23 protein-coding genes and 1 other RNA gene are annotated in these 23,072 nt (G+C 66.0%); 5 read left to right on the forward strand and 19 right to left on the reverse strand.

What is annotated here, in order from left to right:
- Window positions 1–7: 7 nt before the first annotated feature.
- The 11 genes from FA85_RS12585 to FA85_RS12630 all read right to left on the reverse strand — a co-directional run bounded on the left by FA85_RS12585 (window position 8) and on the right by FA85_RS12630 (window position 9,544).
- The gene (locus FA85_RS12585; protein ID WP_036116268.1) at window positions 8–2,800 is read right to left on the reverse strand and encodes an AAA family ATPase; all 2,793 of its coding nucleotides are present in this window, start codon (window positions 2,798–2,800) and stop codon (window positions 8–10) included.
- Window positions 2,793–3,524, reverse strand: a complete 732-nt coding sequence (locus FA85_RS12590; protein ID WP_036116267.1) for a hypothetical protein — start codon at window positions 3,522–3,524, stop codon at window positions 2,793–2,795. The genes FA85_RS12585 and FA85_RS12590 overlap by 8 nt, the downstream gene beginning before the upstream one ends.
- Complete coding sequence (locus FA85_RS12595) at window positions 3,517–4,827, reverse strand: hypothetical protein (RefSeq protein ID WP_036116266.1); 1,311 nt, start codon at window positions 4,825–4,827, stop codon at window positions 3,517–3,519. Before FA85_RS12595 ends, FA85_RS12590 begins: the two co-directional genes overlap by 8 nt.
- 2 nt (window positions 4,828–4,829) lie before the next feature.
- Complete coding sequence (gene folE, locus FA85_RS12600) at window positions 4,830–5,426, reverse strand: GTP cyclohydrolase I FolE (protein WP_036116265.1); 597 nt, start codon at window positions 5,424–5,426, stop codon at window positions 4,830–4,832.
- Window positions 5,427–5,506: 80 nt separating this feature from the next.
- The gene (locus FA85_RS12605) at window positions 5,507–6,964 is read right to left on the reverse strand and encodes a DNA recombination protein RmuC (RefSeq protein ID WP_036116264.1); all 1,458 of its coding nucleotides are present in this window, start codon (window positions 6,962–6,964) and stop codon (window positions 5,507–5,509) included.
- 61 nt (window positions 6,965–7,025) lie between these two features.
- On the reverse strand, window positions 7,026–7,682 hold the full coding sequence (gene rpiA / locus FA85_RS12610; protein ID WP_036116263.1) for a ribose-5-phosphate isomerase RpiA: 657 nt from the start codon (window positions 7,680–7,682) through the stop codon (window positions 7,026–7,028).
- Window positions 7,679–8,137, reverse strand: coding sequence for an EVE domain-containing protein (locus tag FA85_RS12615; RefSeq protein ID WP_036116262.1), 459 nt, complete (start codon window positions 8,135–8,137; stop codon window positions 7,679–7,681). Before FA85_RS12615 ends, rpiA begins: the two co-directional genes overlap by 4 nt.
- Window positions 8,134–8,745 (reverse strand): 5-formyltetrahydrofolate cyclo-ligase, encoded by a 612-nt coding sequence (locus FA85_RS12620; protein ID WP_036116261.1) that lies wholly within the window; start codon window positions 8,743–8,745, stop codon window positions 8,134–8,136. The genes FA85_RS12615 and FA85_RS12620 overlap by 4 nt, the downstream gene beginning before the upstream one ends.
- A gap of 65 nt (window positions 8,746–8,810) precedes the next feature.
- A non-coding RNA gene (ssrS, locus tag FA85_RS21505) (6S RNA) lies at window positions 8,811–8,994 on the reverse strand.
- Window positions 8,995–9,001: 7 nt separating this feature from the next.
- Window positions 9,002–9,310 (reverse strand): cell division protein ZapA, encoded by a 309-nt coding sequence (locus tag FA85_RS12625; RefSeq protein WP_036116260.1) that lies wholly within the window; start codon window positions 9,308–9,310, stop codon window positions 9,002–9,004.
- 9 nt (window positions 9,311–9,319) lie between these two features.
- Window positions 9,320–9,544 (reverse strand): TIGR02449 family protein, encoded by a 225-nt coding sequence (locus FA85_RS12630; RefSeq protein WP_036116258.1) that lies wholly within the window; start codon window positions 9,542–9,544, stop codon window positions 9,320–9,322.
- 115 nt (window positions 9,545–9,659) lie between these two features.
- Here FA85_RS12630 and FA85_RS12635 point away from each other — a divergent pair, with 115 nt between their 5' ends.
- From FA85_RS12635 to FA85_RS12650, 4 genes are all read left to right on the forward strand, one after another.
- Window positions 9,660–10,226 carry a UPF0149 family protein gene (locus FA85_RS12635; protein ID WP_036116256.1) on the forward strand — a complete coding sequence of 189 codons (567 nt, stop codon included), beginning with the start codon at window positions 9,660–9,662 and terminating at the stop codon, window positions 10,224–10,226.
- Window positions 10,223–11,515, forward strand: a complete 1,293-nt coding sequence (locus FA85_RS12640; RefSeq protein ID WP_036116254.1) for an aminopeptidase P N-terminal domain-containing protein — start codon at window positions 10,223–10,225, stop codon at window positions 11,513–11,515. Before FA85_RS12635 ends, FA85_RS12640 begins: the two co-directional genes overlap by 4 nt.
- A gap of 130 nt (window positions 11,516–11,645) precedes the next feature.
- Complete coding sequence (locus FA85_RS20950) at window positions 11,646–13,181, forward strand: N-acetylmuramoyl-L-alanine amidase (protein ID WP_051944033.1); 1,536 nt, start codon at window positions 11,646–11,648, stop codon at window positions 13,179–13,181.
- Between the two features lie 94 nt (window positions 13,182–13,275).
- Window positions 13,276–14,346: an acyltransferase family protein gene (locus FA85_RS12650; protein WP_036116252.1), complete on the forward strand. Its 1,071-nt coding sequence runs from the start codon at window positions 13,276–13,278 to the stop codon at window positions 14,344–14,346.
- 36 nt (window positions 14,347–14,382) lie between these two features.
- On the opposite strand, the gene pepQ is transcribed toward FA85_RS12650, so the two are convergent.
- From pepQ to rph, 8 genes are all read right to left on the reverse strand, one after another.
- The gene (pepQ, locus tag FA85_RS12655; protein ID WP_036116250.1) at window positions 14,383–15,702 is read right to left on the reverse strand and encodes a Xaa-Pro dipeptidase; all 1,320 of its coding nucleotides are present in this window, start codon (window positions 15,700–15,702) and stop codon (window positions 14,383–14,385) included.
- Between the two features lie 80 nt (window positions 15,703–15,782).
- Window positions 15,783–16,397: a hypothetical protein gene (locus tag FA85_RS12660; protein WP_036116248.1), complete on the reverse strand. Its 615-nt coding sequence runs from the start codon at window positions 16,395–16,397 to the stop codon at window positions 15,783–15,785.
- Between the two features lie 58 nt (window positions 16,398–16,455).
- Window positions 16,456–16,803: a PilZ domain-containing protein gene (locus FA85_RS12665; RefSeq protein WP_036116246.1), complete on the reverse strand. Its 348-nt coding sequence runs from the start codon at window positions 16,801–16,803 to the stop codon at window positions 16,456–16,458.
- On the reverse strand, window positions 16,800–19,019 hold the full coding sequence (locus FA85_RS12670) for a DUF1631 family protein (RefSeq protein WP_051944031.1): 2,220 nt from the start codon (window positions 19,017–19,019) through the stop codon (window positions 16,800–16,802). Before FA85_RS12670 ends, FA85_RS12665 begins: the two co-directional genes overlap by 4 nt.
- A gap of 116 nt (window positions 19,020–19,135) precedes the next feature.
- Window positions 19,136–20,293, reverse strand: coding sequence for a radical SAM family heme chaperone HemW (gene hemW / locus FA85_RS12675; RefSeq protein WP_036116242.1), 1,158 nt, complete (start codon window positions 20,291–20,293; stop codon window positions 19,136–19,138).
- A complete protein-coding gene (rdgB, locus tag FA85_RS12680) occupies window positions 20,290–20,883 on the reverse strand; it encodes an RdgB/HAM1 family non-canonical purine NTP pyrophosphatase (RefSeq protein WP_036116240.1) in 594 nt (197 codons plus the stop codon). The genes hemW and rdgB overlap by 4 nt, the downstream gene beginning before the upstream one ends.
- A gap of 3 nt (window positions 20,884–20,886) precedes the next feature.
- Window positions 20,887–21,399 (reverse strand): GNAT family N-acetyltransferase, encoded by a 513-nt coding sequence (locus FA85_RS12685; RefSeq protein ID WP_036116239.1) that lies wholly within the window; start codon window positions 21,397–21,399, stop codon window positions 20,887–20,889.
- The gene (gene rph / locus FA85_RS12690; protein ID WP_036116236.1) at window positions 21,396–22,127 is read right to left on the reverse strand and encodes a ribonuclease PH; all 732 of its coding nucleotides are present in this window, start codon (window positions 22,125–22,127) and stop codon (window positions 21,396–21,398) included. The genes FA85_RS12685 and rph overlap by 4 nt, the downstream gene beginning before the upstream one ends.
- A 75-nt stretch (window positions 22,128–22,202) precedes the next feature.
- Here rph and FA85_RS12695 point away from each other — a divergent pair, with 75 nt between their 5' ends.
- Window positions 22,203–23,066: a YicC/YloC family endoribonuclease gene (locus FA85_RS12695; RefSeq protein WP_036116235.1), complete on the forward strand. Its 864-nt coding sequence runs from the start codon at window positions 22,203–22,205 to the stop codon at window positions 23,064–23,066.
- Window positions 23,067–23,072: the final 6 nt, after the last annotated feature.

Here is a 23,072-nt window from a genome sequence, read left to right on the forward strand (position 1 = left end):
CGTTACGTCAGGCGGCGTGTGAGCGCCGCCGCAATACCGCCAACGGTTGTGCCCAGGTTGCGCCCGGCCGGCGCTTGCTGGTGACGAGCGTCAGTTCCGACGGCTGGAACACGTTGACGTTATGCGTGGCCGGCGTCGTCAGAATGTACTGCGCGCGCGTGGACTTCAGGAATGCACCGACCTTGTCGATGTTGAAGATGTCCAGATGCGCGAAAGGCTCGTCGATGAACACGAATCCGCCGGGCCGGTCTTCATCGCGCATCAGCGCCACGAGCAGCAGCAGCGACTTCATCACCTGCTGGCCGCCCGAGGCTTCGCCATCGTCCATCCCGATCCAGCCCTTCTTGTCGAACTCGAAGCGCACATACAGCGCGGCCGACGCGAGTGCCAGATCGTCGTTGCTGAGCTCCGGGAGATCGACGTCGACGCCGATGCCCGCGAGTTCGGCAAGCACTTTCAGGTTCCGGGCGTAACGACGCACCGTGTTGCGCAAGACCTGGATATAGGCGCCGCGCGCCTCGTGCGTGATGCGCGAGGCGCGCTCGAGGTGGATGCGGCGTTTCTCGAGATCGTGTCTGAGGCCTTCGTGATCGGCGAGCAGTTTCTCGCGCAGCGCGACGACGCTCGGATCCTCCTCCCAGTGGCCCTCCTCGAGGCGACGCTCGATGCGGTCGATCTCGCGACGCACGGATGCGGGCGACTCGTAACGCTCGCGTAGTGCCGCGACGGCGGCGCGGCTGCGCAAAGCCAGGGGCATATGCGCACGCTTCGCGCGGAATGCCTTCAGCCGGTCGATCTGCTCACCACGCAGCTGGTGGTACTGGCGAACGGTCTCGGCGAGTTGCTTCTGCGTCGAAAGCTGTTCGCGCGCGGCGTTGTCGCGTGCGTTCGACGTCCTGAGGCGTTTTTCGCGCACCGCTTCGTAATGCGCCTCCGCAGCGACATGGCTGTCAGCCGTCCGCTGCACGTCTTCGCGCAAGCCGGCCTGTTGCGCGTGCGCTTCGGCGAATTCGTCCGCGCGGTCGGCGAGCTGGCTGCTCGCGCTGGCGCCACGCAGGATGCCTTCGGCGTCGCTGGCGCGCGCCATGGCGTCCTTTCGCTCGGTCGCGATGTCGCGCAGTCGTGCCTCGATGTCACGCAGTTTCGCCTCACCGTCGCGCAGCTGTCGTTCGCGCGCGCCGGAACCGAAGTACATGTCATCCACGCCGAGATGGCGACCGCCGCGACGTTCGCGGAAGTAGCCCTGCGGCGTGATCCAGTCCTGATCCTTGCCCAATGTCGCGCCATCGGCGATGTCCTCGACGCGGCGGATACGGTCGAGGTTACGCAGCAGCCAGTCAGGCGGTGCGGCGGAGAACTCGACCACCTCGAGCAGCGAGCTGCGCGTGGCGCGCCCGGCGGGGGCGCGGTCGGCGACGACGAAGTGCTTGTAGCGGTGCTGCTCGCCCAGCTTCCACGCTTTCTCGCGATCGCGCGGGTCGTCGAGCAGCACCACGTGGCGATAGCCCGCGAGGACCGCTTCGACGGCCGGCTGCCAGCGCGGCTCGACGATCTCGACGATCTCGCTGAGCATGCTGTGACGAATGCCCGCCTCATCGAGGGCGCGACGGAACGAGGCTTCGAAATCCGGGGTGTAGCGTCGGCCGCTGCGCCACGCCGACAGCTGACCGGTCAGCGTCGCCAGTTCCTGGCGCAGCTTGCCTTCCTCGGTCTGCAGCAGGCTCGCCTGGGCGCGGGCATCGCGTGCGACATCGGCGAGACGTTCGTGATCGGCGTCACCCTGGGCGGCGACCATCTCGCGCAGGCGCGCCTCCTGTTTGATCAACAGGTCATTCTGGGCCAGCTCGGCACGCGCCGCGTCGAGGCTCTTCTGCGTCTGCTGGCGCGCCAGGTCGGCCTCGTGCTGTTCGCCGCGAAGCGCTTCGCCCGAGGCATCGAATTCCCCGAGCTGCTTCGCGAGGTCCGCATCGCGCTGCTCCAGTTCGGCGACGCGACGTTTGACGCCGGTGAGTTGCGGACGTGCACCGCGCACGCCACCGCCCAGCTCGGCCAGCTCGGTGCGCGGAAGGATGCTCGCCACCAGATCGACGCGCTCGCTCTTGAGCGCGTTCCATTCCTGGAACGAGCGGGCGCGGCCTTCGGCCTCCTGCAGGCTCACGCCGATCAGCGAGAGCTGATGTTCGAGACCGTGCTGTTCGCGGTCGGCTTCGATCTGTTCGTTGCGTGCCCGCTGATAGTCATCGAGAACGGCCTTGTCGCCGAACACGTCGAAGACCAGGTCGAGCAGCGCCTTGGGCGGCATCTGGCAGAGCTTGTCCGTGGCGCCCTGTTCGAGCGTGAGCACGCGGCGGATCGCCTGCGAAAGACCGGCGCCTTCGAGACGCACGCGGTACTCGCGAAGGCCGAGAAAATCGTTGCGCGCTTCGATCTCTTCGACACTCACGTCGCCGCCGACCACGGCGTACTGCCGCGTCCACTCGCCGCCCTTCTTCTGAATGCGGCAGGCGAGGGTGACCTCACGGTCCATCAGCGGGAAGAACGGACGCTCGCCGCTCGGTCCGGGGATATTGCCGACGCGGGCGCGCAGCCACGCGAACGGCTTGCCGTTGTGGCGGAGGTAGCTCTTGTAGTCGCGATTGCCCGCGCAGTCGATCGTCAGCAACGTGCGCAGCGCGTCGAGCAGGGTTGTCTTGCCGGAGCCATTCGGGCCCACGACGGTGACGATGTTGGTGTCGAGCGGCAGGCTGAAGCGCTGCCAGTAATCCCAGTGGACGACTTCGAGGCTGCGGAAATCAAACATCGGTGCTTTCCTCGGTGTCGTCGATTACGTCGTCGTCGCCCGGCTCGTCCGGATCGTCGGTGTCGTCATGGTGCGACCGGACCGGCGCGCGTGCCGCGGCATCGGACAGCAGGTCGCCCAGTGCGCCGTCGAGGATGCGGCGAGCGGTGCGTTCGTAATCGAAGGCGAGATCCAGCAGCGGACCCTCGGCCACTTCGCCCTTGCGACGGATGATGAAGCCCAGGCGGTTCAGCGTGCCGAGGTTGAAACCGACGCGCGTCTTGCCGCCCAGCTTGTCACCGAAATCGGCGAGGAGGGTACGCTCGGCGATCACTGGCGACACGGCGGGGTCGCGCGGGATCGGTTTCTCTTCCGCGAACATCTGGCTCTGCGAGGCGGCGGCTTCGGCCTCCTGGCGCTCCACCTGGCGCTGGCGCTTGGGCAGCACGATGAGGGCCCAGACCACGACCAGCAGCGCGACGCCGTCGCGGTCGAGTTGCAGGGTGTTGGAGATCCAGCTGTCGCTGCCGCCGAAGACGGCGCGCTCGCTCTTGCGCGCCACGGCAAGGCCGATGTACGCGGCATAAGGGTGTTCGCGCAGTTCGAGGCCGACCGCTTCGAGCCGGCGGTCGAGTTCTTCGCGGTATCCCTCGTCGAGCAGTGCCTTGCGGGCCTGCACGTCGTCGCGTGGCAACCAGCGCTGTGACAGCAGCCGGGTTACGAGGGTGGCGGTATCGTCATGCATCGGCGGTGTCCTTGGCGGCGTCGCGTGGACGCAGGCGTCCCGCGCTGACCAGCGCGATCTGGGGCAGGTCGGTTTCGATGAGCAGGGGCTCGATCTCGAGCGCGAGCGGTAGTCGCGCGAGATCGGCGGTGCCCCCTTCGAGGGCGGCGGATTCGGGATCGCCGAGCAGGCCGAGCAGCGAGAGCCGGTAAGCGGACAGGGCGTAGTCGTCGCCGATCAGGGTGTCCGACAGTTCGCGCGGCTCGGTGATGGCGGCCAGTTCGATGCTCCAGTCTTCGAGGAATCGCAGGTCTTCCTCGTCCATCGGCAGGTCGGCGGCATCGGGTGGTTCTTCCGCGCCGGGCAGGGCGGTGACCTCGGCGGCAAGACGCTCACGCTCCAGCAGCTCGAACTCCGCCACGTCGAGGGCGATCTGATCGTGGATGAACGGCGCAGGCAGCGGCAGCAGCAGCTGCCCGTCTTCGAAGGAAGCCAGTGCATCGATGTCCTGGGCGCGCAGCCAGCCGACCAGGTCCGACGAGGACAGGCCGGTGCGTCCCAGGTGCACACGATGCTGGTCGATCTTGTTCAGTTCGCGCTGGAACGTGCCGGCCTGACGCAGCAGCGCGCTCTGGGCGCGACCCACGGCCTGGGCGAGCCGGTGCGCCGCCGGCTCGAGCTCGTCCTTTTCGGTGATGCCGGCGACGACCTCGGTGCCTTTCTCGACCCAGGTCCACACGGAATCCAGACGTTCGGCGGCGCGGCGGATACGGTGCTCCGAGCCGGACAACACCGCGCGGTCGAAGTCTTCCTTCAGCTCCGTCAGGCGCGAAAGCAGATGGCCGAGCTCGTCGACGGACACACGGCCCACCGCCTGACCGGCAGCGAGCTGCGCGGTGAGGTAACCGAGACCGTCGTCGTCGTCGTTCTCGAACTCGAGCATCACCGCCAGCGCGGCGAGCGCCTTACGACCGAGCGGGCCGACGCGATAACGCTGGGTCTCCGCGTCGTAGACGAGCAGCTCGTGGTCCTTGAGTCGCTGAACCACCGTTTCGAGCTTTACCGTGTCGACGAACGCCAGGTTGTCGCGGATTTCCTGCGGCGTCCATTCCGTCGCGTGAGAGCGTGCGCCGATCGTGCGCAGCACGAGCAGGCGCAACAGCACCTGTGCCTCGCTCCCATGAAACAGCGCGGAAAACGCGCGCAGCAAGCCGCGACCGCGCAAGAGCGGAAAAGCGGTGGGGAGGTCCTCGGCGACGACGCCGTCGCGGAAGAGATCCTGCAGGCGTTCGTCGTGGACGTGGGTATCGAGCGGGCCGCTCAAGGTCAGCGACGGTCGACGCCGACGAAGCGAAGGAACTCACCCCGTGTGCGTGGATCTTCGCGGAAGCTGCCGAGCATCTGGCTGGTGATCATCGACACGCCACGCTTGTGCACACCACGGGTGGTCATGCATTCGTGACTGGCGTCGATGACCACACCGACGCCGCGCGGACGCAGCGTGTCTTCGATGCAATGCGCGATCTGGGCGGTGAGCTTTTCCTGGACCTGGAAGCGACGGGCGAAACCATCGACCACCCGGGCCAGCTTGCTGATGCCGACGACGCGGTCGGTAGGCACGTAACCCACGTGCGCGCGGCCGATGATCGGCGCCATGTGATGCTCGCAATGGCTTTCGAACTCGATGTCGCGCAGGACGATCATTTCGTCGTAACCGGCCACTTCCTCGAACGTCCGGCGCAGGTACTCGGCGGGATCTTCGTCGTAGCCCTTGAACCAGTCGCCATAGGCCTTGACCACGCGCTTGGGCGTGTCGAGCAGGCCTTCGCGGTTCGGATCCTCACCTGCCCAGAGCAGCAGGGTGCGTACGGCTTCTTCCGCCTGTTCGCGGCTGACCGGACGGAACTTGGCGTCGTCGCTCATCGGGGGGGGTTCCTTAACGGTGCAAACGACGATTGTAACGTGGGAGCGGGCCTGCTCGCGATGGCCCGGGAGGCCCCGGCTCAGTCCGAGGTGTCGTCCGCGGCCGCGTCTGGCTCATCGGCCGCACCCAGATCCAGCAGCTTCTGCGACTCTTCGCCACCCAGCGATTCGACGCCGCGGAGCTTGCGCTCGATGGCGCGGGTGCGGACCCCCGCGTTCTTGATGCTGTTGGTCGCCGAATCGAGCTGTTTCTGGGTGCGTTCCAGGACCGTGGCGAACTTGCCGAACTCGTTCTTGACCGCCGCCAGCACCTGCCAGACCTCGGACGAGCGCTTCTGGATGGCCAGGGTGCGGAAGCCCATCTGCAGGCTGTTGAGCAGGGCGGTGAGCGTGGTCGGTCCGGCGACGGTAACGCGATGGTCGCGCTGCAACTGGTCGGACAGCCCCGGTCGGCGGATGACCTCGGCGTACAGGCCTTCGGTGGGCAGGAAGAGAATAGCGAAGTCCGTGGTATGCGGCGGAGCGACGTACTTCGTGCGAATCCGCTTGGCTTCTTCCCGCACCCGTAGTTCAAGGGCCTTGCCGGCGACGAGCGCGCCTTCGACGTCCGCCGCGTCCTGGGCGTCCAGCAGACGCTGATAATCCTCGATCGGGTATTTCGCGTCGATCGGCAGCCATACCTGGGCGCCGTCATCGTCGGCGCCGGGCAGGCGGATCGCATATTCCACGCGCTCGGCCGAACCGGGCACCGTGGCCACGTTGGCCGCGTACTGCTCGGCGATGAGGATCTGTTCGAGCAGGGCGCCCAACTGGACTTCGCCAAACGTGCCGCGGGTTTTCACGTTGGTCAGCACGCGCTTGAGGTCGCCGACGCCCGTGGCGAGGGCCTGCATTTCGCCGAGGCCGCGCTGGACGGCTTCCAGGCGCTCCGACACCAGCTGGAAGGACTGGCCGAGGCGGGTTTCGAGCGTGGATTGCAGCTTCTCATCCACGGTGGCGCGCATCTGCTCGAGCTTGGCCGCGTTGTCCTGCTGGATCGCGCCCAGGCGGGTTTCCAGCGTGGCGCGGACTTCGGTCAGGCGCTTCTCGTTATCCAGGGTAAGCGCGGCGAAGCGCTGGTCGATCAGTTCGCCGAAGTGCTTCAGGGTAACGGCGGACTCTTCGCGGGTCTTGCGCGAGTCGTCGGCGAGGCCCTGGCGAAGCGACTGCAGGCCGAGATCCGTGCGTTCGGTGAGCTGGTCGAGTCGCTTGCCGAAGGCTTCGATGCGCTCGTGCTGGCGCTCGGCGGCCAGTTGCAGCTGTTCCTGCACATGACCGCGGAACTGGCCGAAACTCTCGCCGAGTTCGCCACGGCCGGCGCGCTGTTCGTCGCGCAGCACGGACTCGAGGCGGCGCGTGTCGTCGCGCAGTGCGTCCAGCTTTGCGGCACTGCCGTCGTCCTGTTGTCTGCCGTTGCGGGACATCAGGACGAAAAGCAGCGCCAGGCACGCCAGAACGGCCACCAGCAGGATGATAAGTAGGATGGATTCGAGGGTCATGGGGCGAGAGGGTACCTGTGTTCGCGATGATCCGCAGGCGCCAGGCTATCGCCTGGCCTTCTCAGATCTCGCGATTGCCCACGATCACCACATCGGCGGGCCGCTTCGCAAACAACCCCACAGCCACCACGCCGACGATCTGATTCAGATCCGCTTCCAGTTCCACGGGATTCGCGATGCGCCAGTTGTGCACGTCGAGGATCCAGTTGCCGTTGTCGGTCACGACGCCATCGCGCCACACCGGCTGACCGCCACGCGCGACGATCTCGCGCGCCACATGGCTACGCGCCATCGGGATCACTTCGATGGGTAGCGGAAACTTGCCCAGCACATCGACCTGCTTGCTCGCATCGATGATGCAGACGAATTTGTCGGAGGCGGCGGCGACGATCTTTTCGCGCGTGAGCGCGGCACCGCCACCCTTGATCAGGCGTCGCTGCGGATCGCACTCGTCGGCGCCGTCGACATAGAGGTCGAGGCGGCCGGCGGCGTTGAGGTCCAGCACGTCGATACCGAGCTTGCGCAGGCGATCGCTGGAGGCTTCGGAGCTGGAGACGGCGGCCTTGATCCGGTCGCGGTACTGGGCCAGTTCGTCGATGAAGAAGTTCACGGTGGAACCGGTACCCACGCCGATGATGCCGCCCTTGAAACGGCCTTCACCCACGTAGCGGAAGGCGGCGGTTTCGGCGGCAAGGCGCTTCTCGTTGTCCTGGCTCATGCTTTTTCCAGCTTGAGGATGAAATCCCAGTCGCCTTTGGCCACCGGCATCACCGACAGCCGGTTGCCCTTGCGGACCAGCGGCATGTCCGCCAGTTCGTCACGGTTTTTCAGTTCGTCCAGCGAGATGGTGCGTGCGAGCTTGCGCTCGAACTTCACGTCGACCAGCATCCAGCGCGGTTCTTCGCGCGTGCTCTTCTCGTCGTAATACTTGGACTTGGCGTTGAACTGGCTCTCGTCCGGATACGCGGACGAAGCCACCGATGCGATGCCCACGATGCCGGGTACGTCGGTATTGGAGTGATAGAAGAAGATCTTGTCGCCGACCTTCATCCCGTCGCGCATGAAGTTGCGCGCCTGATAGTTGCGCACCCCGTCCCAGGGCTCGACACCCTTGCGTTTCAGATCGTCGATCGAGAAGGTGTCCGGCTCGGACTTCATGAGCCAGTACTTCATTCGGCGGCGCCCGTGCAGTCGATGAGCTCCTTGTCGGTGGCGATGTAGTCGAGCGGGATATCCCACTCGGCCCTCTCGATACCGTCGAGTTCCTGGAAGTCATACGCCACGCCGACCAGCAGGGGCTGTGCCGGGCGCTTCTGATCGCGCAGGAATTCGAAGCTGCGGTCATAGTAGCCGCCGCCGAAGCCGAGGCGGTTGCCCTTGCGGTCGAAGCCCAGCAGCGGCACCAGCACGAGGTCCAGCTTCGCGGCCTCGACGACGTGCCCGGAGGCTTTCGGCTCGGGGATGCCCATTTCGTTGGCCTCGACATCCTCGCCCGTGGTCCACGGTGCGAAGGTCAGACGGCGCTTGCCACCCGACTTGGTCACGATGGGCAGGTAGAACGTCTGCCCGCGCTCGGCGAGCGGGGCGATGGCCAGGTTCAGCGGCAATTCGCCGCCCGTGGCCCAGTAGCCGGCGACGTGCTTGTCGGTGAGGAATTCCGGCAGCTGTTCGAGCGAATGGCGCAGACCCTGGGCCGCGGCGACACGCTCGGCCGGCTTCAGCTGGCGTCGGCGCTGGACGAGGTCGGCTCGAAGTTCGCGTCTCTCGGGGAGCTTTGACATGGGACGATCAGCCGCGGTGGGGGCGCTGACCGGCCCCTGCGGACCGACCGGCTAAATAGGGAGAGGCGTTCTCCGCGATGCCGCTGCGCACCAAACGACCTTGATCCAAAGGATCAGGTGGGAGAGCTAGGCGGCATCAAGGCTTTCCGCACGAAGGCGGACATGCACAACAGCCACCAAAAGCCGACCCGGGGTCGTATGTAGGAACAAGGCAAATGTAAAGTGCGCTGGCGAACACCGCAGGGAACGCCTGCCGTCATTTTACCGGTGCGTCGAGCAGACCATCAAGCTTTCTGCGCAAAGCGGCCAGTCCGTCGGTCAGCACCTGTTCCTGCGAGCCGTGCTCCTTTCTGAGCGAAAGCAGCTCGTGGGCGATGCTGACGGCGGCCAGGACGGCCAGGCGATCGAAGCCAGGCGCCTTGGAATGCGACTTCAGCTCACGCATCTTGCCGTCGAGAAACCGGGCGGCGTCGATCAGGCCGTCACGTTCCTCCGGCGCGCACGCGATGTGAAACTCGCGATCGAGCAGGCGCAGGGATACCGGTTCGCTGGCGGTGGCATTCATAAGGAGGTATCAGCCCGTGTTCTCGAGCGCCTTGAGGCGCTGGATCATCGCTTCCACGCGGCTGCGCGCCTGTTCATTGCGCGCCATCAGCCCCGCACGTTCGTTCGCCAGCTGTTCCTGGCTGTGCCGCAGACTGCGGTTTTCCTCGGTAAGACGGCGAACGGTGTCGACGAGCCGGTCGAGCGTGGCGCTCAGGGCTTCCAGTTCAGTCTTGAAGGCGTCCGGGTTCGTCATGCGCGGACTATAACAGGACGTTTTCGCGCTGTCGGCAATCCGTGAAGCGGAAGGCAGGCGCAGCGTGAAGGCGGCTGCATTAGACTGACCGCTCAGTTTCCCAGGAGTATCCGCCATGTCGGCCAACCAGACCGTCGATCCGGAAGAGATCGCCGAACTCATCGCCCGCTGCAAGCTGTCCATATCGGTCAGTGAATTTCATGGCTCTCTCGTGGGTTACTTAAGTGCCGGCGGCCGTTTCCCTCACGGCTCCGTGCTGTCCGCCCTCGAATTCGAGCCCGATCCCGCACCCAATGCGGACGAGCAGGCCATGCTGACCCGGCTGCGTCATCAGACGGAAGAGTGGCTGGCCGACCCCGAGCTGACCTTTTCGCCGTGGCTTCCCGATGACGACGCACCCGTGCCGGAACGCGCGGAGGGCCTGACCGATTGGGTCCAGGGCTTTCTAGGCGGTTTCGGCCTCGGCGGCTCGGTCGAAGTCAACCGGGGCATGAGCGATGACGCCAAGGAAGTGCTGCAGGACATGGCCGGCATCGCCACCACGGAGTTCGAGTTCGACGCGGACGACGACGTCAACGACGAAAGCCTGACCGAGCTCGAAGAATTCGTCCGCGCTGGCGCCATGCTGCTGCACGCCGAACTCAGCCGCGCCTCCCGACCGGCCAACGACACCCTGCATTGATTGCCGCGGCCGAGTACGCCCGGCGGCGCCGGGAGCTGATGCGTATGACCGGTGAGGACGCGGTGGTGATCCTTGCCGCCGCTCCCGAGCGAATGCGCAATGCCGACGCCCCGTGGCCCTACCGACAGGACTCGGACTTTCATTACCTCACCGGCTTCGATGAGCCGGAAGCCGTGCTCGCCCTGCTGCCGGGGCGAGCGCACGGCGAGACCGTGCTGTTCTGCCGCGAGCGCGATGCCGAGCGCGAACGCTGGGATGGCGAGCGCATGGGCACCGATCGTGCGGCGCGCGAACTTCGTCTGGACGATGCCTTCCCCATCGACGATATCGACGACATCCTTCCGGGGATGATCGAGGGGCGCGCGCGGGTCTACTGCCATTTCGGTCAGGAGCCCGACTTCGACGCACGGCTGCTCGCGTGGATGCGTCGTTTACGCACCGCACGTGGCGGCGGTGTGGTGCCGAAAGACCTCGTCGCGCTCAGCCATCTGCTGCACGACATGCGGCTCTTCAAGTCGAAAGACGAACTGGCATTGATGCGTCGCTCGGCGGAAGTGGCGGGGGCGGCGCACGTCGCGGCGATGGCGATCGCGCGGCCCGGCGTCGCCGAATACGAAATCGAAGGTGAGATCCTTCGCACGATTCGCGGCAAGGGCGCGTTTCCCGCCTTTCCTCCGACGGTGGCTGGTGGCGCCAACGCCTGCATCATGCATTACCAGGCCAATCGTGCGGTTCTGCGCGAGGGCGATCTGCTGCTGATCGACGCCGGCGCGGAAGTCGATTGCTATGCGTCCGACATCACGCGTACGTTCCCCGTCGGTGGTCGTTTCACGACGGAGCAGCGCGCGCTGTACGAGATCGTGCATGAAGCGCAGCTGGCGGCGATCGACGCGGTGCGCCCGGGGCGTTCCTTCGCCGATTCGCACGACGCGGCCGTGCGCATTATCGTCGAGGGTCTTTGCGCTGTCGGGATACTCAAGGGCGGCGCCGACCGCGCGATTGCGGAAGGCAGCTATAAGCCGTACTTCCCGAGCAAGACGGGGCACTGGCTCGGTCTCGATGTCCACGATGTCGGCGACTATCGCATCGATGGGGAGCCGCGCATTCTCGAAGAGGGCATGGTCGTCACGGTCGAGCCGGGTATCTACGTGCCGCCTAACGACAAGCGAGTCGATGAGCGCTGGCGCGGTATCGGTGTCCGCATCGAGGACGATGTGGCGGTCACGAAGGGCTCGCCGGATGTGATGACGGCGATGGTGCCGAAATCACCGGATGCGCTGGAGCGCTGACCAACCGCGGGCGTGGCTTACGTGGCCAGAGCGTTTGCGCCCGTAACGACGCAGGCGCGGCCGATGCCGTTAAAAAAGGTAAATGTCGAGTATGGACAGGCCGCATATGCGGCCTGCCAGGAATGTCGACATGCATCACTTTTATTGGGCCTTCCGCTCGACCCTCCGCAAGAAAGTTATTTGCGCATTCATGATTTCTGGATTGCTTGTAGCTTCTCCCTCATTTGCCCAGGACCAGATCCCACCCTCAACTCCGCTGACCGACGTGCAGTGGCAGCAGCTTGAGAAAGCAATAGGCGAGCGAGTCAACGAGATAGCCAACAGCCGCGAGTTTTTCGAAGAGGTCACCCGGCCTGTGACTATCCGGGCCTCCCTGGATCGTTCTTCAAACTCCGTGATCCTCGAGCTTGATGAGAGCTTCGGTCGTTATGTCGGTGGATTGGAGCTCGAGGACATGCAGGGTTGGATAAGGACCGGCCTCGAAGATCTGACTGATAAAATTCCTGGATTTACTTTCGTAGACTGGAGAATTGGCGGTCGAGATATGGACTATTGGTTCAATAAAGCCGTCCCCCTCACGAATACCGTCACTCCATCCCAGACAATGCAGCGTGCCGACGCTGATCAGGCCGCAAAGGTAGTAGTCGCTGCGGGTCATGGTGCGTACCTTCATGGGAAATATGGCTGGACCATGCAGCGCGAACGCATAAATGGGGTGCTCGAAGACGAAATAACTCAGGATTTTGCTGAGTATCTTGCTCAGTTCGTTGCGCCAAGTGGTGTGGAGGCGGTGAGGGTTCGTGGTGGCCGAGTCAGCTTGGTGCACGAACCTAGCGGTCTGCCATGGCGGAGTGTCGCTGCCAGGTACTTTCTCGAAAACTGGAGGCCGGAGAATCCGGAAATCTGGGGTACGAGTCCAGAAGACAAAGATCCGCAGCGGGAGCGATTTCAAGACATCAGAAGTCGACCGCTGTACGCCAACTTCATTGGTGCTGACGCTGTGGTCCATATCCATACGAACGCTAGCGCGCCATCCGCCACGGGCACCCGAGTCATCGTGCATCCCGGGCGAGAGAAGGACCAAAAGCTAGCGGAGCTGACGCTTTGCAGTATGAAGGAATCGTTCGGATCCGACCCCCGATACGCAAGCTACTCGGTATCACGTGCACCGACGGGCGATCCTTCAAAAGGTGAAAATCGATACGCCAAGGTTCCCTCGAGGATCGTGGAAGTAGGCTTCCACACCAATACGAACGATGCGAAGCTTCTGCAGGAGCGGGACTTTCAAAGGCTCTCAATGAGAGGCGTTGCAAAAGGATTGCGGCTATTTCGGGATGGCGCGTCGTGCGCTCCTTTCCTGGTCCAAGAGCAGCCCCCCTTTACCGCAAACCTTGGAAAGGATGCTTGGATGTCTGTTTCACTTTCCGGGAATCCCGTCTACCCCGTCGATATCAGGGCGACGCAACTTCATTGCGGGCAGGTGAAGTGTCGCACCAAGGCTAAGATGGTGCACAGCAAGAAGGAAGCTGACGCCTATCGTTTCAATCATTTGTGCTGGCGCGGCGACGAGAAGGGGCCCGTCGAATTCACCGTCGAGGCTCGGGATCTCGATGGCGTGTGGACGCCGTCGGTCACGTACCAGGTAAAGTGTGTAAAGCCCGGTTGAAATCCGGGGCATCGGCATGAGCCGACGGAGACGATCTGCTCGTGCCCTGTCGGGGTTATCCTTCCGCTTTCCTACAGGCGCAAGCGTATCCCGAATGACGCAGAACACAGTGCGCTATGGTTCCGTCGATGTCCTTCGAGGCCTCACCGTCGCGGCCATGCTTCTGGTTAACGACCCCGGCGACTGGGGCCACGTCTGGTGGCCGCTCGAACACGCCGAATGGAACGGCTGCACACCCACCGATCTGGTCTTCCCGCTGTTTCTCTTCATTGTCGGCGTATCGATCGCGCTGGCGATCGTGCCGCGTGTCGAAGCTGGCGCCGTGCAGTCGCCGATCCGCGATGCCGCCCTTCGCCGTGGGCTGCGTATCGTCGGCCTGGGCTTGGCGCTGAACGTGGTCGCATGGCTCGCCATTCCGGAGGCGCACCTACGTTTTCCGGGAGTTCTCCAGCGGATCGGCATCTGCTTCGCTTTCGCTTCGTTGCTCGCGATCTACGCACGGGCAGTGACCCGGGACATCGTCTGGGTTGGATTGCTCGTTCTGTACGGGGCGCTGTTGCTCGCCGGTGGCATGTCGCCGTGGACAAACTGGGCCAGTAAGCTAGACAGTACGGTGTTCGGTCCGTTCGTTTACGTCATCGATCCCGCGACGGGGCGTGGTCACGATCCGGAGGGCTTGCTTGCGACGCTTCCGTCGCTGGCGACCACGTTGATCGGCATGCGCGCCGGGGCGTGGTTGCGCACGGGCGCGCTGCGAAAGCTGCTTGTGGCCGCCGTCGTATTCGCTGCGGCGGGCTGGCTTCTGCAAGGGATCTGGCCGTTCAACAAGAACCTGTGGACACCGAGCTATGTCCTGTGGACCGCCGGGGTGTCGTTCGCACTGTTGTCCCTGGCTCACGTGCTGGTGGATCGGCGTGGCTGGCGCCTTCCAGGCCGAGCCTTTGGCAAGAACGCCATCGCGGCTTACGCGGGTTCCGGGTTGATGGTTTACCTGTTGATCGCCCTGGGTGTCACGGCGCCCCTGTACCGCATCGCTTTTGCGTCGTGGATGACGCCGCTGTTCGGCCCGTATGTTCCTTCGGCGGCGTGGGGTGTGGTGTTCGTGACGATCTGGTGGGGTGTCGTGCGCTGGATGGACCGGCGCGGGATCTATCTGAAGGTGTAGCGCGCGACCGTCGTGCGGTCGCGCGCAGGCGCGCTCCTACAGGAGGGCGAAGGCGTCGCGGGTCAGGTTTTCCGGCTCGCTCGCGGTGCAGACCACGTCGTCTTCGATGCGGATGCCGCCGTATTTGCGGAAGGCGTCGACCCTGGCCCAGTCGATGTCGCCCGAGAACGGCTTGTCCTTTAGTTCGGCCAGCAGCATGTCGATGAAGTAGATGCCCGGCTCGATGGTGACGACCATCCCGGCTTCGAGTTTGCGCGTCAGACGAAGATACGGATGACCTTCGGGCTTGGCGATCGTGCCACCCGTCTCAGCCGCCTGGAAGCCGCCGACGTCGTGCACCTGCATGCCGATGCCGTGACCCAGCCCGTGCGGGAAGAAGGCGGACGATACACCCGATTCGACCGCGCTCTCGGCGCTCATGCGAATGAAGCCGTGCTCACGCAAGACGCCCGCGAGCACGTGGTGTGCATGGACATGCAACTCCGGATAGCTCTGCCCCGCACGGACCCTGGCGACGAACGATTGCTCGGCGGCATCGACGGAATCGATCAGTGCCTGGAATTCACCCGCGTTCTTGCCTGCATACGTGCGGGTGATGTCGCTGGCGTAGCCGGAGGCGCTGGCACCGGCGTCGATCAGGAACGAGCGGCTGTCGGCCGGCGCGCTGCGGTCGAAGTTCGTGTAATGCAGGACGGCGCCGTGCTCGTTGAGCCCGACGATGCTGGCGTAAGGCAGCTCCGCGTCGAGCTGGCCGACGGCGGCCAGGTAGGCCTGATGGATGCCCAGTTCGCCGGCGCCTTCCCGGAAGGCACGCTCGGCGGCGCGGTGACCACGCGTGCCCCGACGGCTGGCCTCACGCATGAGTTCGAGTTCGTACGGCGTCTTGAACGCGCGGTGATAGTGCAGGTGGTCGATGACCTCGGGCGGGTTGTTCGCCACGATCTCCTGGAGGCCGCAATGCTGATCGCCGATCACCGCGCTGCGTGCGAGTCCCGGCAGTTCGGCGATGGCGTCGGCCGCTTTACGCACGACGACGATGTCGAAGTGGTCGACCCAGTAACCGGTCGGCGCTTCGGGCACCACGTGCCAGTAGTCACGCGGCTGCAGGAAGACCAGCTTCGGTTTTTCGCCCGGGGTGTAGACCAGCCAGCTACCCGGCGCGTCGACCAGTGGCAGCCAGTGCTTGAAGTGCGGATTGACGATGAACGGGTAGTCCTGGTCGTCCAGGAACTTGGTGATCGGCCGGCCGGCGGGCACCACCAGATGCTCGAAGCCGCCGCGCGCCAGGGCGGTGTCGGTGCGCTCGCGCAGGGTCGCGAGGTGCTGGGGGTAAAGCGCGGCAAGCGCGTCGTTCATCGTGATCTCCGGGGAAGGGGAGTGGGACAAACGTCAATGGTGCGCCTCCGTGCGCACCTAGCCAACCCCGGGGAGCGCTATCAGCCCCGGGCGAAGACCACGGCGTAGTCGCTGGCCAGATCGCCAAGCCGGTGGCGGAGCAGCGTCGCCGCGTGATCGGCGCCCGCGCCGGTGAGGGACCGCACATGGGCGCCGTAGAGGGTGATGGCGAAATGGCCCACCGCGAAGTCGTGACCGGGGGAGCGCCACTGGGTCAGCGGGGTCCAGTTGGCGCAGGAGGGGCAGGCCACGTAGGCGGAATCGGGCGCTTCGCACCACACCGCCAGGGCTTCCTCGAGGGCTTCGCTGCCATCGTCGCCGGGCGCGAGCGGCTGATTGCATTCGGGGCAGCGGATGCAGAAGCTGCCGTCATAGGGGCAGAAAATGCCATTCTCACGGCCACCGTCGATCAGTACGGCGCCGCCCGTGCCGTCCTCACGCCAGCGATGACCGCTGGCATGCAGGCCGATCGCACGCACGCCGCTCTCGGCGAACAGCGGATCGTCGAGCACGGGGAAAGAGGGGTCGGACGGGTTCGATGGCAGCGGCGCGATACTGCCTTCGCCGACCAGGCGGCGATACAGCTCGACGGCGGCGGCCGCGGCATCGTCGCGTTCGAGTTCGGTATCGACCAGGATCGTGGTGGCGTCGCTCATAAGGAGCGATGTTGACTCTCCGCGCGGGGCGTCGTAAAGCATGGACAAATGGCTCCGTTCAGTCCGGTGGCGGTCCGATCCACTCGTCGATGGCGCGGACGTCGTCGTCGCTCGCGGCCACGATGCGGTAGCCGGACCAGAACTGGCCGGCGGCGGCCGCCGGTTCGTGCCACTGTTCCTGGAGGCCGATCTCGACGCGATGCTCGCCATGCTGGGCGCCCGGCAGCATGAAAGCCACCTGGTGGACGGCACCGCTGCGCGGCGCATGAGGGCCCAGCAGCATCAGTCCCGTGGCCGAGAGATTGCCGAGCTGGCCGATCACGCGCTCGGTCATGACGTCCACGATCGGTATGGGTGAAGTGGCTCGCTTGCGCGGTGCGCGACGTTGTTCGAAATCGCGGTTCATGCGTGGCCCGCCTTGCGCCGGGTGTCGTCACTGTCGCGGCGCAGGTTGCGCGCTATGGCCTGCCAGGCCCGATCGATCAGCGACACACGTTGCTCCCTCCACTCACGCGCTTCGTTCGTGGCGACGAGGCGGGCCAGGCGGGTAAGGTCGATATCGTCGGTACGGCCGCCGCGCTGGTTCACGAACAGGCAGCGGCCGGTGGCTGGCGAGAACCACGCCAGTTTGCGGCGGGTCTGGCTGCCGTCCGGCTGGGTGAATTCGAACCAGGTACCGAAGCGAAGCGTGGCGAAACCGTCGTAGACGCGCCGCGCGGCGCCGTCCATGGGCGTCGGCTCGACGGCGGGGACCGGTTCGCCGTGCGCCGTGCCTTCGCCAAGGCGCGGCCGCTGCTTCAGGCGTACGGCCACGTCGGTCGGCGTGAGATCGGCATCGGTCGCTTCGCGTCCCGACGGCTCGAACAGTCCGCCAGCGACCTGCCGCGCTTCCGCGGGATGCATGCCCAGATGTTCCAGTCCCCGTTCGACTTCGACGCGCAGCTTCTGCACATCGGCGATCGGTCGGCGTCCGAGCAACTGATCGGTGACACCGAGGCAGTGAAGAAAGGCTTCACCGTTCTCGCCACCACGCAGGATGTGCAGCGCGAGTACGTCGGCCCAGGTGCGTTCCAGCAGGATGCGCAGGACACCGCGTGGCGGCGCGTCGCCGGTCATGCGCTCACCCATGATCTCGGTGGCGCGCTGGCGCGCCCGCTCGAGACGGTCGCGACCTTCCATCGCTTCGATCTGCCGGCGCTCGGCGACATGCGCCTTGCGTGCCAGCATGGCGATCTGCTGCTCGATGTCCGCGCGCCACGCGGGGTCGATTACCTGCGCGTGGCTGGCTTCCACGACGAGTCGCTCGAGGCGGTCGACCAGTGCCGCATCCGGCTCGCCTTCCGTCGGATCGAGCCAGTGGTGTGCGGCCTCGCTCACCGTGTCGAGCAGCTGGCGCGCCGGATGTTCGGGCTGGTCGAAGAAGCCGCGATCGTTGACGGCGGCACGCAGCATGGGCCACTGCAGTCCACCCAGGACGGCGCGCGCCGGACTGGCGACGGCGACCTGCTGGCCCAGGTTCTGGAAGAGGAGGGCGGTGAGTTCCACCGTGTCGCCCTGTTCCTGCGACAGCTCGGCAAGCGGGGAGCCGGCCGGCCGGCTGCGGTTGAGCTGGGTGAGCAGTTCGTCGCGCAAGGCCTGGGCGCTACGGATTTCCCGCTGCGCCGCGTCGGTGACGTCACTCACGTGACCTTGCAGGGCGAGCAGCGCGGTCTGCAGTTCGTCGTCGGAGGCCAGACGGCCTGGAGCGAAACCGGCGCCACGTCCCGTCTGCACGCGCGTGGTCAGCAGGTTGCGCAGACTTTCGAGCACTCCGATGTGGCCCTCGGCGGTCGCCGTGGGCGCGGCGGATGCATCGTGCGTCGTCGCGGTTGCCGCCGCGGGCTCGCCGGGTTTCGACCGGCGCTCGGTCGCCGGCGTGGATGCGACGCGCACGTTGGGGTAGACACGGAATCCGGGCAGGATGCCGCGTGTACGGTAGTGCTCGTTGAGGGCTCCGTAGAACGATTCGCTCTGCGCCAGCACGCGTGCGTCCACCGCGTGGAACAGCAGCAGGCGATGGGCGGTGGTCAACGGCATCGGCTTGACCGCGGCGTTCAGTGCGGCGGCCAGTGCGCGCGGCCCGGCGGGCAGCGCCTCGCCTTCCAGTGGCGGGGTTCCCGCCAGCACCGCGAGGCGGTAACCCAGTTCGAACAGGCTGCTGGCGCTGCGCGCTTCACCGCGGGCAGCCATGCTGGCCAGTGCGTCCTCGATTTCCTGCTCTTCGGGATCGACGAGGCTGAGCCCCGTGGTCAGCTGACCGGCCAGAGACGGTTTGTGCTCCGCGCTCTCGCCCAGATGGCGGAAGCGCTCCGACAGGCAGGCCGCGAAACGGTTACGGAACGCCGGGCCATCGCGTTCGACGATGGTGCGGCTCTCGAAGCACGCTTGTTGCTCGAGATGGTTGCGGCTGCTCTCGGCGGACGCGAACAGGCGCCGGTCGAAATCGCGCAGCGACTCCCGCAAGGGCATGTCCAGCCACGTCAGGCAAAGCGACAGACCCTGCTGCGCTTCGCGCTCGGCGCGCGGCGACAGGGCGACGGGATGCGGTCCCGTCCGGCCGTACGGCGGCGTGCCTGGTGTCATGACTTAAGGTCCTCCCCGACCTTCGCAGGAAGTTTAGGTGTGCGGGCGGGTGCGACGCCAGCGAAACCATGGCGGGCTTACGGCTTACCACTTATGGAGTAGGCGGGCGCTAACCGTTACGCCATGAACGCTTCGATCACATCGTTGAGAAAGCGCTGGCCGAGCGCGGTGGTGCGCAGGACCGACGGGTCGTCCACCAGCCAGCCGCGCCGGAGGCAGAGCGCAAGACCCTGCGCGATCGTCTCCGGCGGCAGCCCGGTCCGTTGCGTGAAATCGGCCATGGGCACGCCATCGATCAGGCGCAACGCATTCAACATGTATTCGAAGGGCAGGTCGTCCGCACCGACGTAGCCGTCGCCACCGATACGCGCCGGCTGACCTGCGGACGCGAGATAGGCCGCAGGCAGGCGGGTTTTCCAGCGACGGCGCACGCCGCTGGCGTCGCTGATCTTGCCGTGTGCCCCGGCACCGATGCCGAGGTAGTCGCCGAAGCGCCAGTAGTTCAGGTTATGCGCGCAACGGCGGCCAGCCTGCGCATAAGCCGACACTTCGTACTGTCCGTAGCCGCCCTCCGCGAGGCGAACCTCGCAGGCTTCCTGGATCGCCCAGGCGGCATCGTCATCGGGCAGCGGCGGCGGGTTGGCGGCGAACGCCGTATTCGGCTCCAGCGTCAGCTGATAATGCGAAATATGCGTCGGTGCCAGCGCGATGGCCTTGTCGACATCGTCAAGCGCGCCCGCCAGGTCCTGCTCGGGCAGGGCATACATCAGGTCGATGTTGATATTGTCCAGTCCGGCGTCCTGCGCGCTGCGCACCGCGTTGGCGGCCTCGCTCGCGGAGTGGATGCGACCCAGACGGTGCAGCTTGGTGTTGTCGAAACTCTGCACGCCGAAGGAAATGCGGTTCACGCCCGCGGCGAGGTAGCCGTCGAAGCGGCCGTGCTCGACGGTGCCCGGGTTGGTTTCCAGCGTGACCTCGGCGTCGTGCGCGAACGCGAAGCGTTCTTTGGCGCCGTCGAGAAACCGGCCAACCAGTTCGGGTGAGAACAGGCTGGGGGTGCCGCCGCCGAAGAACACCGTGCCGATCGACCGGCCGTGCAGCGCCTCGCCCATGTCACGCAGATCCGCGTCGAGATCGGCCAGCAGCACGTCGACATACGTCGCGTATTCGGGTGTGCCGCGCACGCCGTGCGAGTTGAAATCGCAGTACGGGCATTTGCGCACGCACCACGGCATGTGGACGTAAAGCGACAGCGGCGGCGGGATCAGCGTCATGCGAGCTCGGCGAAGCGCGCCTTCAGCACGTCCAGCGCCTGGCCGCGATGGCTGAGGCGATTCTTCAGGGCGACATCGAGTTCCGCCGCACTGACGTCGTAGCCGTCGGGCAGGAACAGCGGGTCGTAGCCGAAACCGCCCTCACCGCGTGGCGCCTCGAGAATGCGCCCATACCAGCGGCCTTCGGCGATCAGCGGCGCGGGGTCGTCCGCATGACGCAGCACCACCAGCACGGCGATGAAATACGCCGTGCGCTTGTCGGACGGCACGCCGTCGAGCTCGCGCAGCAGCTTCGCGTTGTTGGCGGCGCTGTCGCCGTGCGTGCCGGCATAGCGTGCGGCGTACAGGCCCGGGGCACCGTCCAGCGCGTCGACGCAGATGCCCGAATCGTCGGCCAGCGCGGGCAGTCCGGTGATACGCGCCGCGTGGCGCGCCTTGATCAGCGCATTCTCGACGAAGGTCAGGCCGGTCTCGTCCGCGTCGCTGACACCGAGGCTGGTCTGCGCGACCAGTTCGACACCGCTGCCGGCGAGCAGCTGTTCCAGTTCCACGACCTTGCCGGCATTACCGGATGCAAGTACGAAACGCATGGGTCAGAGGTCTCCGGCCGTGAACTCGGGAGCGTAGTCCACGCGTCCGCGATAGCCGGTCAGTCCCTCGATCGTCAGCGGCAGCACCTGAAACGCGTTGCCGCCCTCGGACGCATCGTGCAGACCATGCGCGGACGCCTTGCCGAAGCCGAACGTCGTGTAATACGCGGGCGAGCCCAGCACGAATATCGCTCGCGCGTCCTGCACGAAGCACGCGCCGATGCCTTCCTCGATCAGCGCATGGCCGATGCCCTGGCGCTGGTGGTCGGGGTGCACGGCGACGGGGGCCAGGCCCAGCGACTTCCCGTCGTCGCCTTCTTCGATCGAGACCGGCGACAGCAGCACGTGACCGATCACCGTGTCCTCGTCATCGACGGCGACCAGTGACACCGTGGCGCGGCCGGCGTCGACCAGCTTGCGCACCAGTGTCGCCTCCGCGTCGCGCCCGAAGGCGGCGCGGTGGATGGCGACGATGGCGTCGAGATCGGCGGCCGTGGCGGCACGGACCTCGGTCATGGGGCCGTCTCCAGTGCGGCGCGCTGCGCGGCCACCAGTTCGTCGATGCCCTTGGCGGCCAGGTCGAGCAGCGCGTTCATCTCGTCACGGCGGAACGCGTGGCCCTCGGCCGTACCCTGCACCTCGATAAAGCCGCCACCGTCGTTCATGACGACGTTCATGTCGGTATCGCAGTTGGAGTCTTCGGGGTAGTCGAGATCCAGCACCGGCACGCCGTTGTAAACGCCTACCGACACGGCGGCGATGGCGCCGAGAATCGGGTTGCGCTTGATCGCATTGCGCTTCGTCAGTGTCGCGACCGCATCGACCAGGGCTACGTAGGCACCCGTAATGGCGGCCGTGCGCGTGCCGCCGTCGGCCTGGATCACGTCGCAGTCCAGCGTGATGACGCGTTCGCCGAGGGCGGCGCGGTCGACGCAGGCGCGCAGGGAGCGGCCGATCAGGCGCTGGATTTCCATGGTGCGGCCGCCCTGGCCACCGCGCGCGGCTTCGCGCTGCGTGCGGTCGGTGGTGGCGCGGGGCAGCATGCCGTACTCGGCGGTGACCCAGCCCTCGCCCTTGCCGCGCAGCCAGGGTGGGACGCGCTCTTCGATCGACGCGGTGCACAGCACCTTGGTGTCGCCAAAGGACACGAGGACGGAGCCCTCGGCGTGGCGGGTGTAGTGGCGTTCGATGGTGACGGGGCGCAGCTGGTCGGCTGCGCGTCCGCTCGGGCGGGAGAAAGTCATGGAGGGCCTGATTTGGGCGCGGGCGGTGGGTCAGTTTACCATTGCGCCCTTTCCTCCAGCGCAAGCGAGCCTTCGATGATCCGCAGCATGACCGCTTACGCCTCCGCCGAGCGCGCCGGCCCGTCCGGCACGCTCACCTGCGAGCTGCGTACCGTGAACCACCGGTACCTCGAGATCAGCCCCCGGCTGCCCGAGGACATGCGCGGCTTCGAGAGCGCCCTGCGCGAGCGGATCGGCGCCCGGCTGTCCCGTGGCAAGGTCGATATCACGGTGCGCCTGCGCGCCGAGGCCGGTGCGGCGGAAGGCCCGCAGGTCAACGGCGCGGTGCTGGCGCGCCTGTCCGAGCTGGCGCTGGACTTCGAGCAGCGCTTCCCGCGGATGACCATCGAGTTCACGGAACTGCTCCGCTTCCCGGGCGTGCTCCAGCAGCCGGAAACCGACGCCGATGCCCTGCAGGTCGCCCTGCTGGACGTGCTCGAGCGAGCCCTGGTTGCCCTCAACGACACCCGCGCCCGTGAAGGCCAGAAGCTGGGCGAGATGCTGAAAGAACGTCTGGACGGCATCGAAAAGATCGTGGCCGACGTCCGCGTCTGGCTGCCCGAAATTCAGGCGGCCTTGCGTGCCCGCCTCGAGGGGCGGCTTGCCGACATCCGGCAGCCGGTGGAGCCGGGCCGTCTGGAGCAGGAACTGGTGCTGCAGATCACCCGCGTCGACGTGGACGAAGAGCTGGATCGCCTGACCACCCATATCGCCGAGGCACGTCGCGTGCTGGCGCTGAAGGAGCCGGTCGGCCGTCGTCTCGACTTCCTCATGCAGGAATTCAACCGCGAAGCGAATACGCTCGGGTCGAAATCGGTCGATTCGCGTACGACGAACGCCGCCGTCGAGCTCAAGGTGTTGATCGAGCAGATGCGTGAGCAGGTGCAGAACATCGAATGAGCCACC

This window comes from Luteibacter mycovicinus (genome assembly GCF_000745235.1).
In the GTDB taxonomy this organism is placed as follows: domain Bacteria; phylum Pseudomonadota; class Gammaproteobacteria; order Xanthomonadales; family Rhodanobacteraceae; genus Luteibacter; species Luteibacter mycovicinus.

What these genes read in the sequence shown, in the direction of transcription:
- folE (WP_036116265.1), bottom strand. Translation starts at nt 5,426, where the DNA reads ATGAGCGACGACGCCAAGTTCCGTCCGGTCAGCCGCGAACAGGCGGAA.
- rpiA (WP_036116263.1), bottom strand. Translation starts at nt 7,682, where the DNA reads ATGAGCCAGGACAACGAGAAGCGCCTTGCCGCCGAAACCGCCGCCTTC.
- FA85_RS12660 (WP_036116248.1), bottom strand. Translation starts at nt 16,397, where the DNA reads ATGAGCGACGCCACCACGATCCTGGTCGATACCGAACTCGAACGCGAC.
- FA85_RS12670 (WP_051944031.1), bottom strand. Translation starts at nt 19,019, where the DNA reads ATGACACCAGGCACGCCGCCGTACGGCCGGACGGGACCGCATCCCGTC.
- rph (WP_036116236.1), bottom strand. Translation starts at nt 22,127, where the DNA reads ATGACTTTCTCCCGCCCGAGCGGACGCGCAGCCGACCAGCTGCGCCCC.
- FA85_RS12605 (WP_036116264.1), bottom strand. Translation starts at nt 6,964, where the DNA reads ATGACCCTCGAATCCATCCTACTTATCATCCTGCTGGTGGCCGTTCTG.
- FA85_RS12685 (WP_036116239.1), bottom strand. Translation starts at nt 21,399, where the DNA reads ATGACCGAGGTCCGTGCCGCCACGGCCGCCGATCTCGACGCCATCGTC.
- FA85_RS12620 (WP_036116261.1), bottom strand. Translation starts at nt 8,745, where the DNA reads ATGTCAAAGCTCCCCGAGAGACGCGAACTTCGAGCCGACCTCGTCCAG.
- FA85_RS12625 (WP_036116260.1), bottom strand. Translation starts at nt 9,310, where the DNA reads ATGAATGCCACCGCCAGCGAACCGGTATCCCTGCGCCTGCTCGATCGC.
- rdgB (WP_036116240.1), bottom strand. Translation starts at nt 20,883, where the DNA reads ATGCGTTTCGTACTTGCATCCGGTAATGCCGGCAAGGTCGTGGAACTG.
- pepQ (WP_036116250.1), bottom strand. Translation starts at nt 15,702, where the DNA reads ATGAACGACGCGCTTGCCGCGCTTTACCCCCAGCACCTCGCGACCCTG.
- FA85_RS12615 (WP_036116262.1), bottom strand. Translation starts at nt 8,137, where the DNA reads ATGAAGTACTGGCTCATGAAGTCCGAGCCGGACACCTTCTCGATCGAC.
- FA85_RS12590 (WP_036116267.1), bottom strand. Translation starts at nt 3,524, where the DNA reads ATGCATGACGATACCGCCACCCTCGTAACCCGGCTGCTGTCACAGCGC.
- FA85_RS12630 (WP_036116258.1), bottom strand. Translation starts at nt 9,544, where the DNA reads ATGACGAACCCGGACGCCTTCAAGACTGAACTGGAAGCCCTGAGCGCC.
- hemW (WP_036116242.1), bottom strand. Translation starts at nt 20,293, where the DNA reads ATGACGCTGATCCCGCCGCCGCTGTCGCTTTACGTCCACATGCCGTGG.
- FA85_RS12635 (WP_036116256.1), top strand. Translation starts at nt 9,660, where the DNA reads ATGTCGGCCAACCAGACCGTCGATCCGGAAGAGATCGCCGAACTCATC.
- FA85_RS12695 (WP_036116235.1), top strand. Translation starts at nt 22,203, where the DNA reads ATGATCCGCAGCATGACCGCTTACGCCTCCGCCGAGCGCGCCGGCCCG.
- FA85_RS12585 (WP_036116268.1), bottom strand. Translation starts at nt 2,800, where the DNA reads ATGTTTGATTTCCGCAGCCTCGAAGTCGTCCACTGGGATTACTGGCAG.
- FA85_RS20950 (WP_051944033.1), top strand. Translation starts at nt 11,646, where the DNA reads ATGCATCACTTTTATTGGGCCTTCCGCTCGACCCTCCGCAAGAAAGTT.
- FA85_RS12650 (WP_036116252.1), top strand. Translation starts at nt 13,276, where the DNA reads ATGACGCAGAACACAGTGCGCTATGGTTCCGTCGATGTCCTTCGAGGC.
- FA85_RS12665 (WP_036116246.1), bottom strand. Translation starts at nt 16,803, where the DNA reads ATGAACCGCGATTTCGAACAACGTCGCGCACCGCGCAAGCGAGCCACT.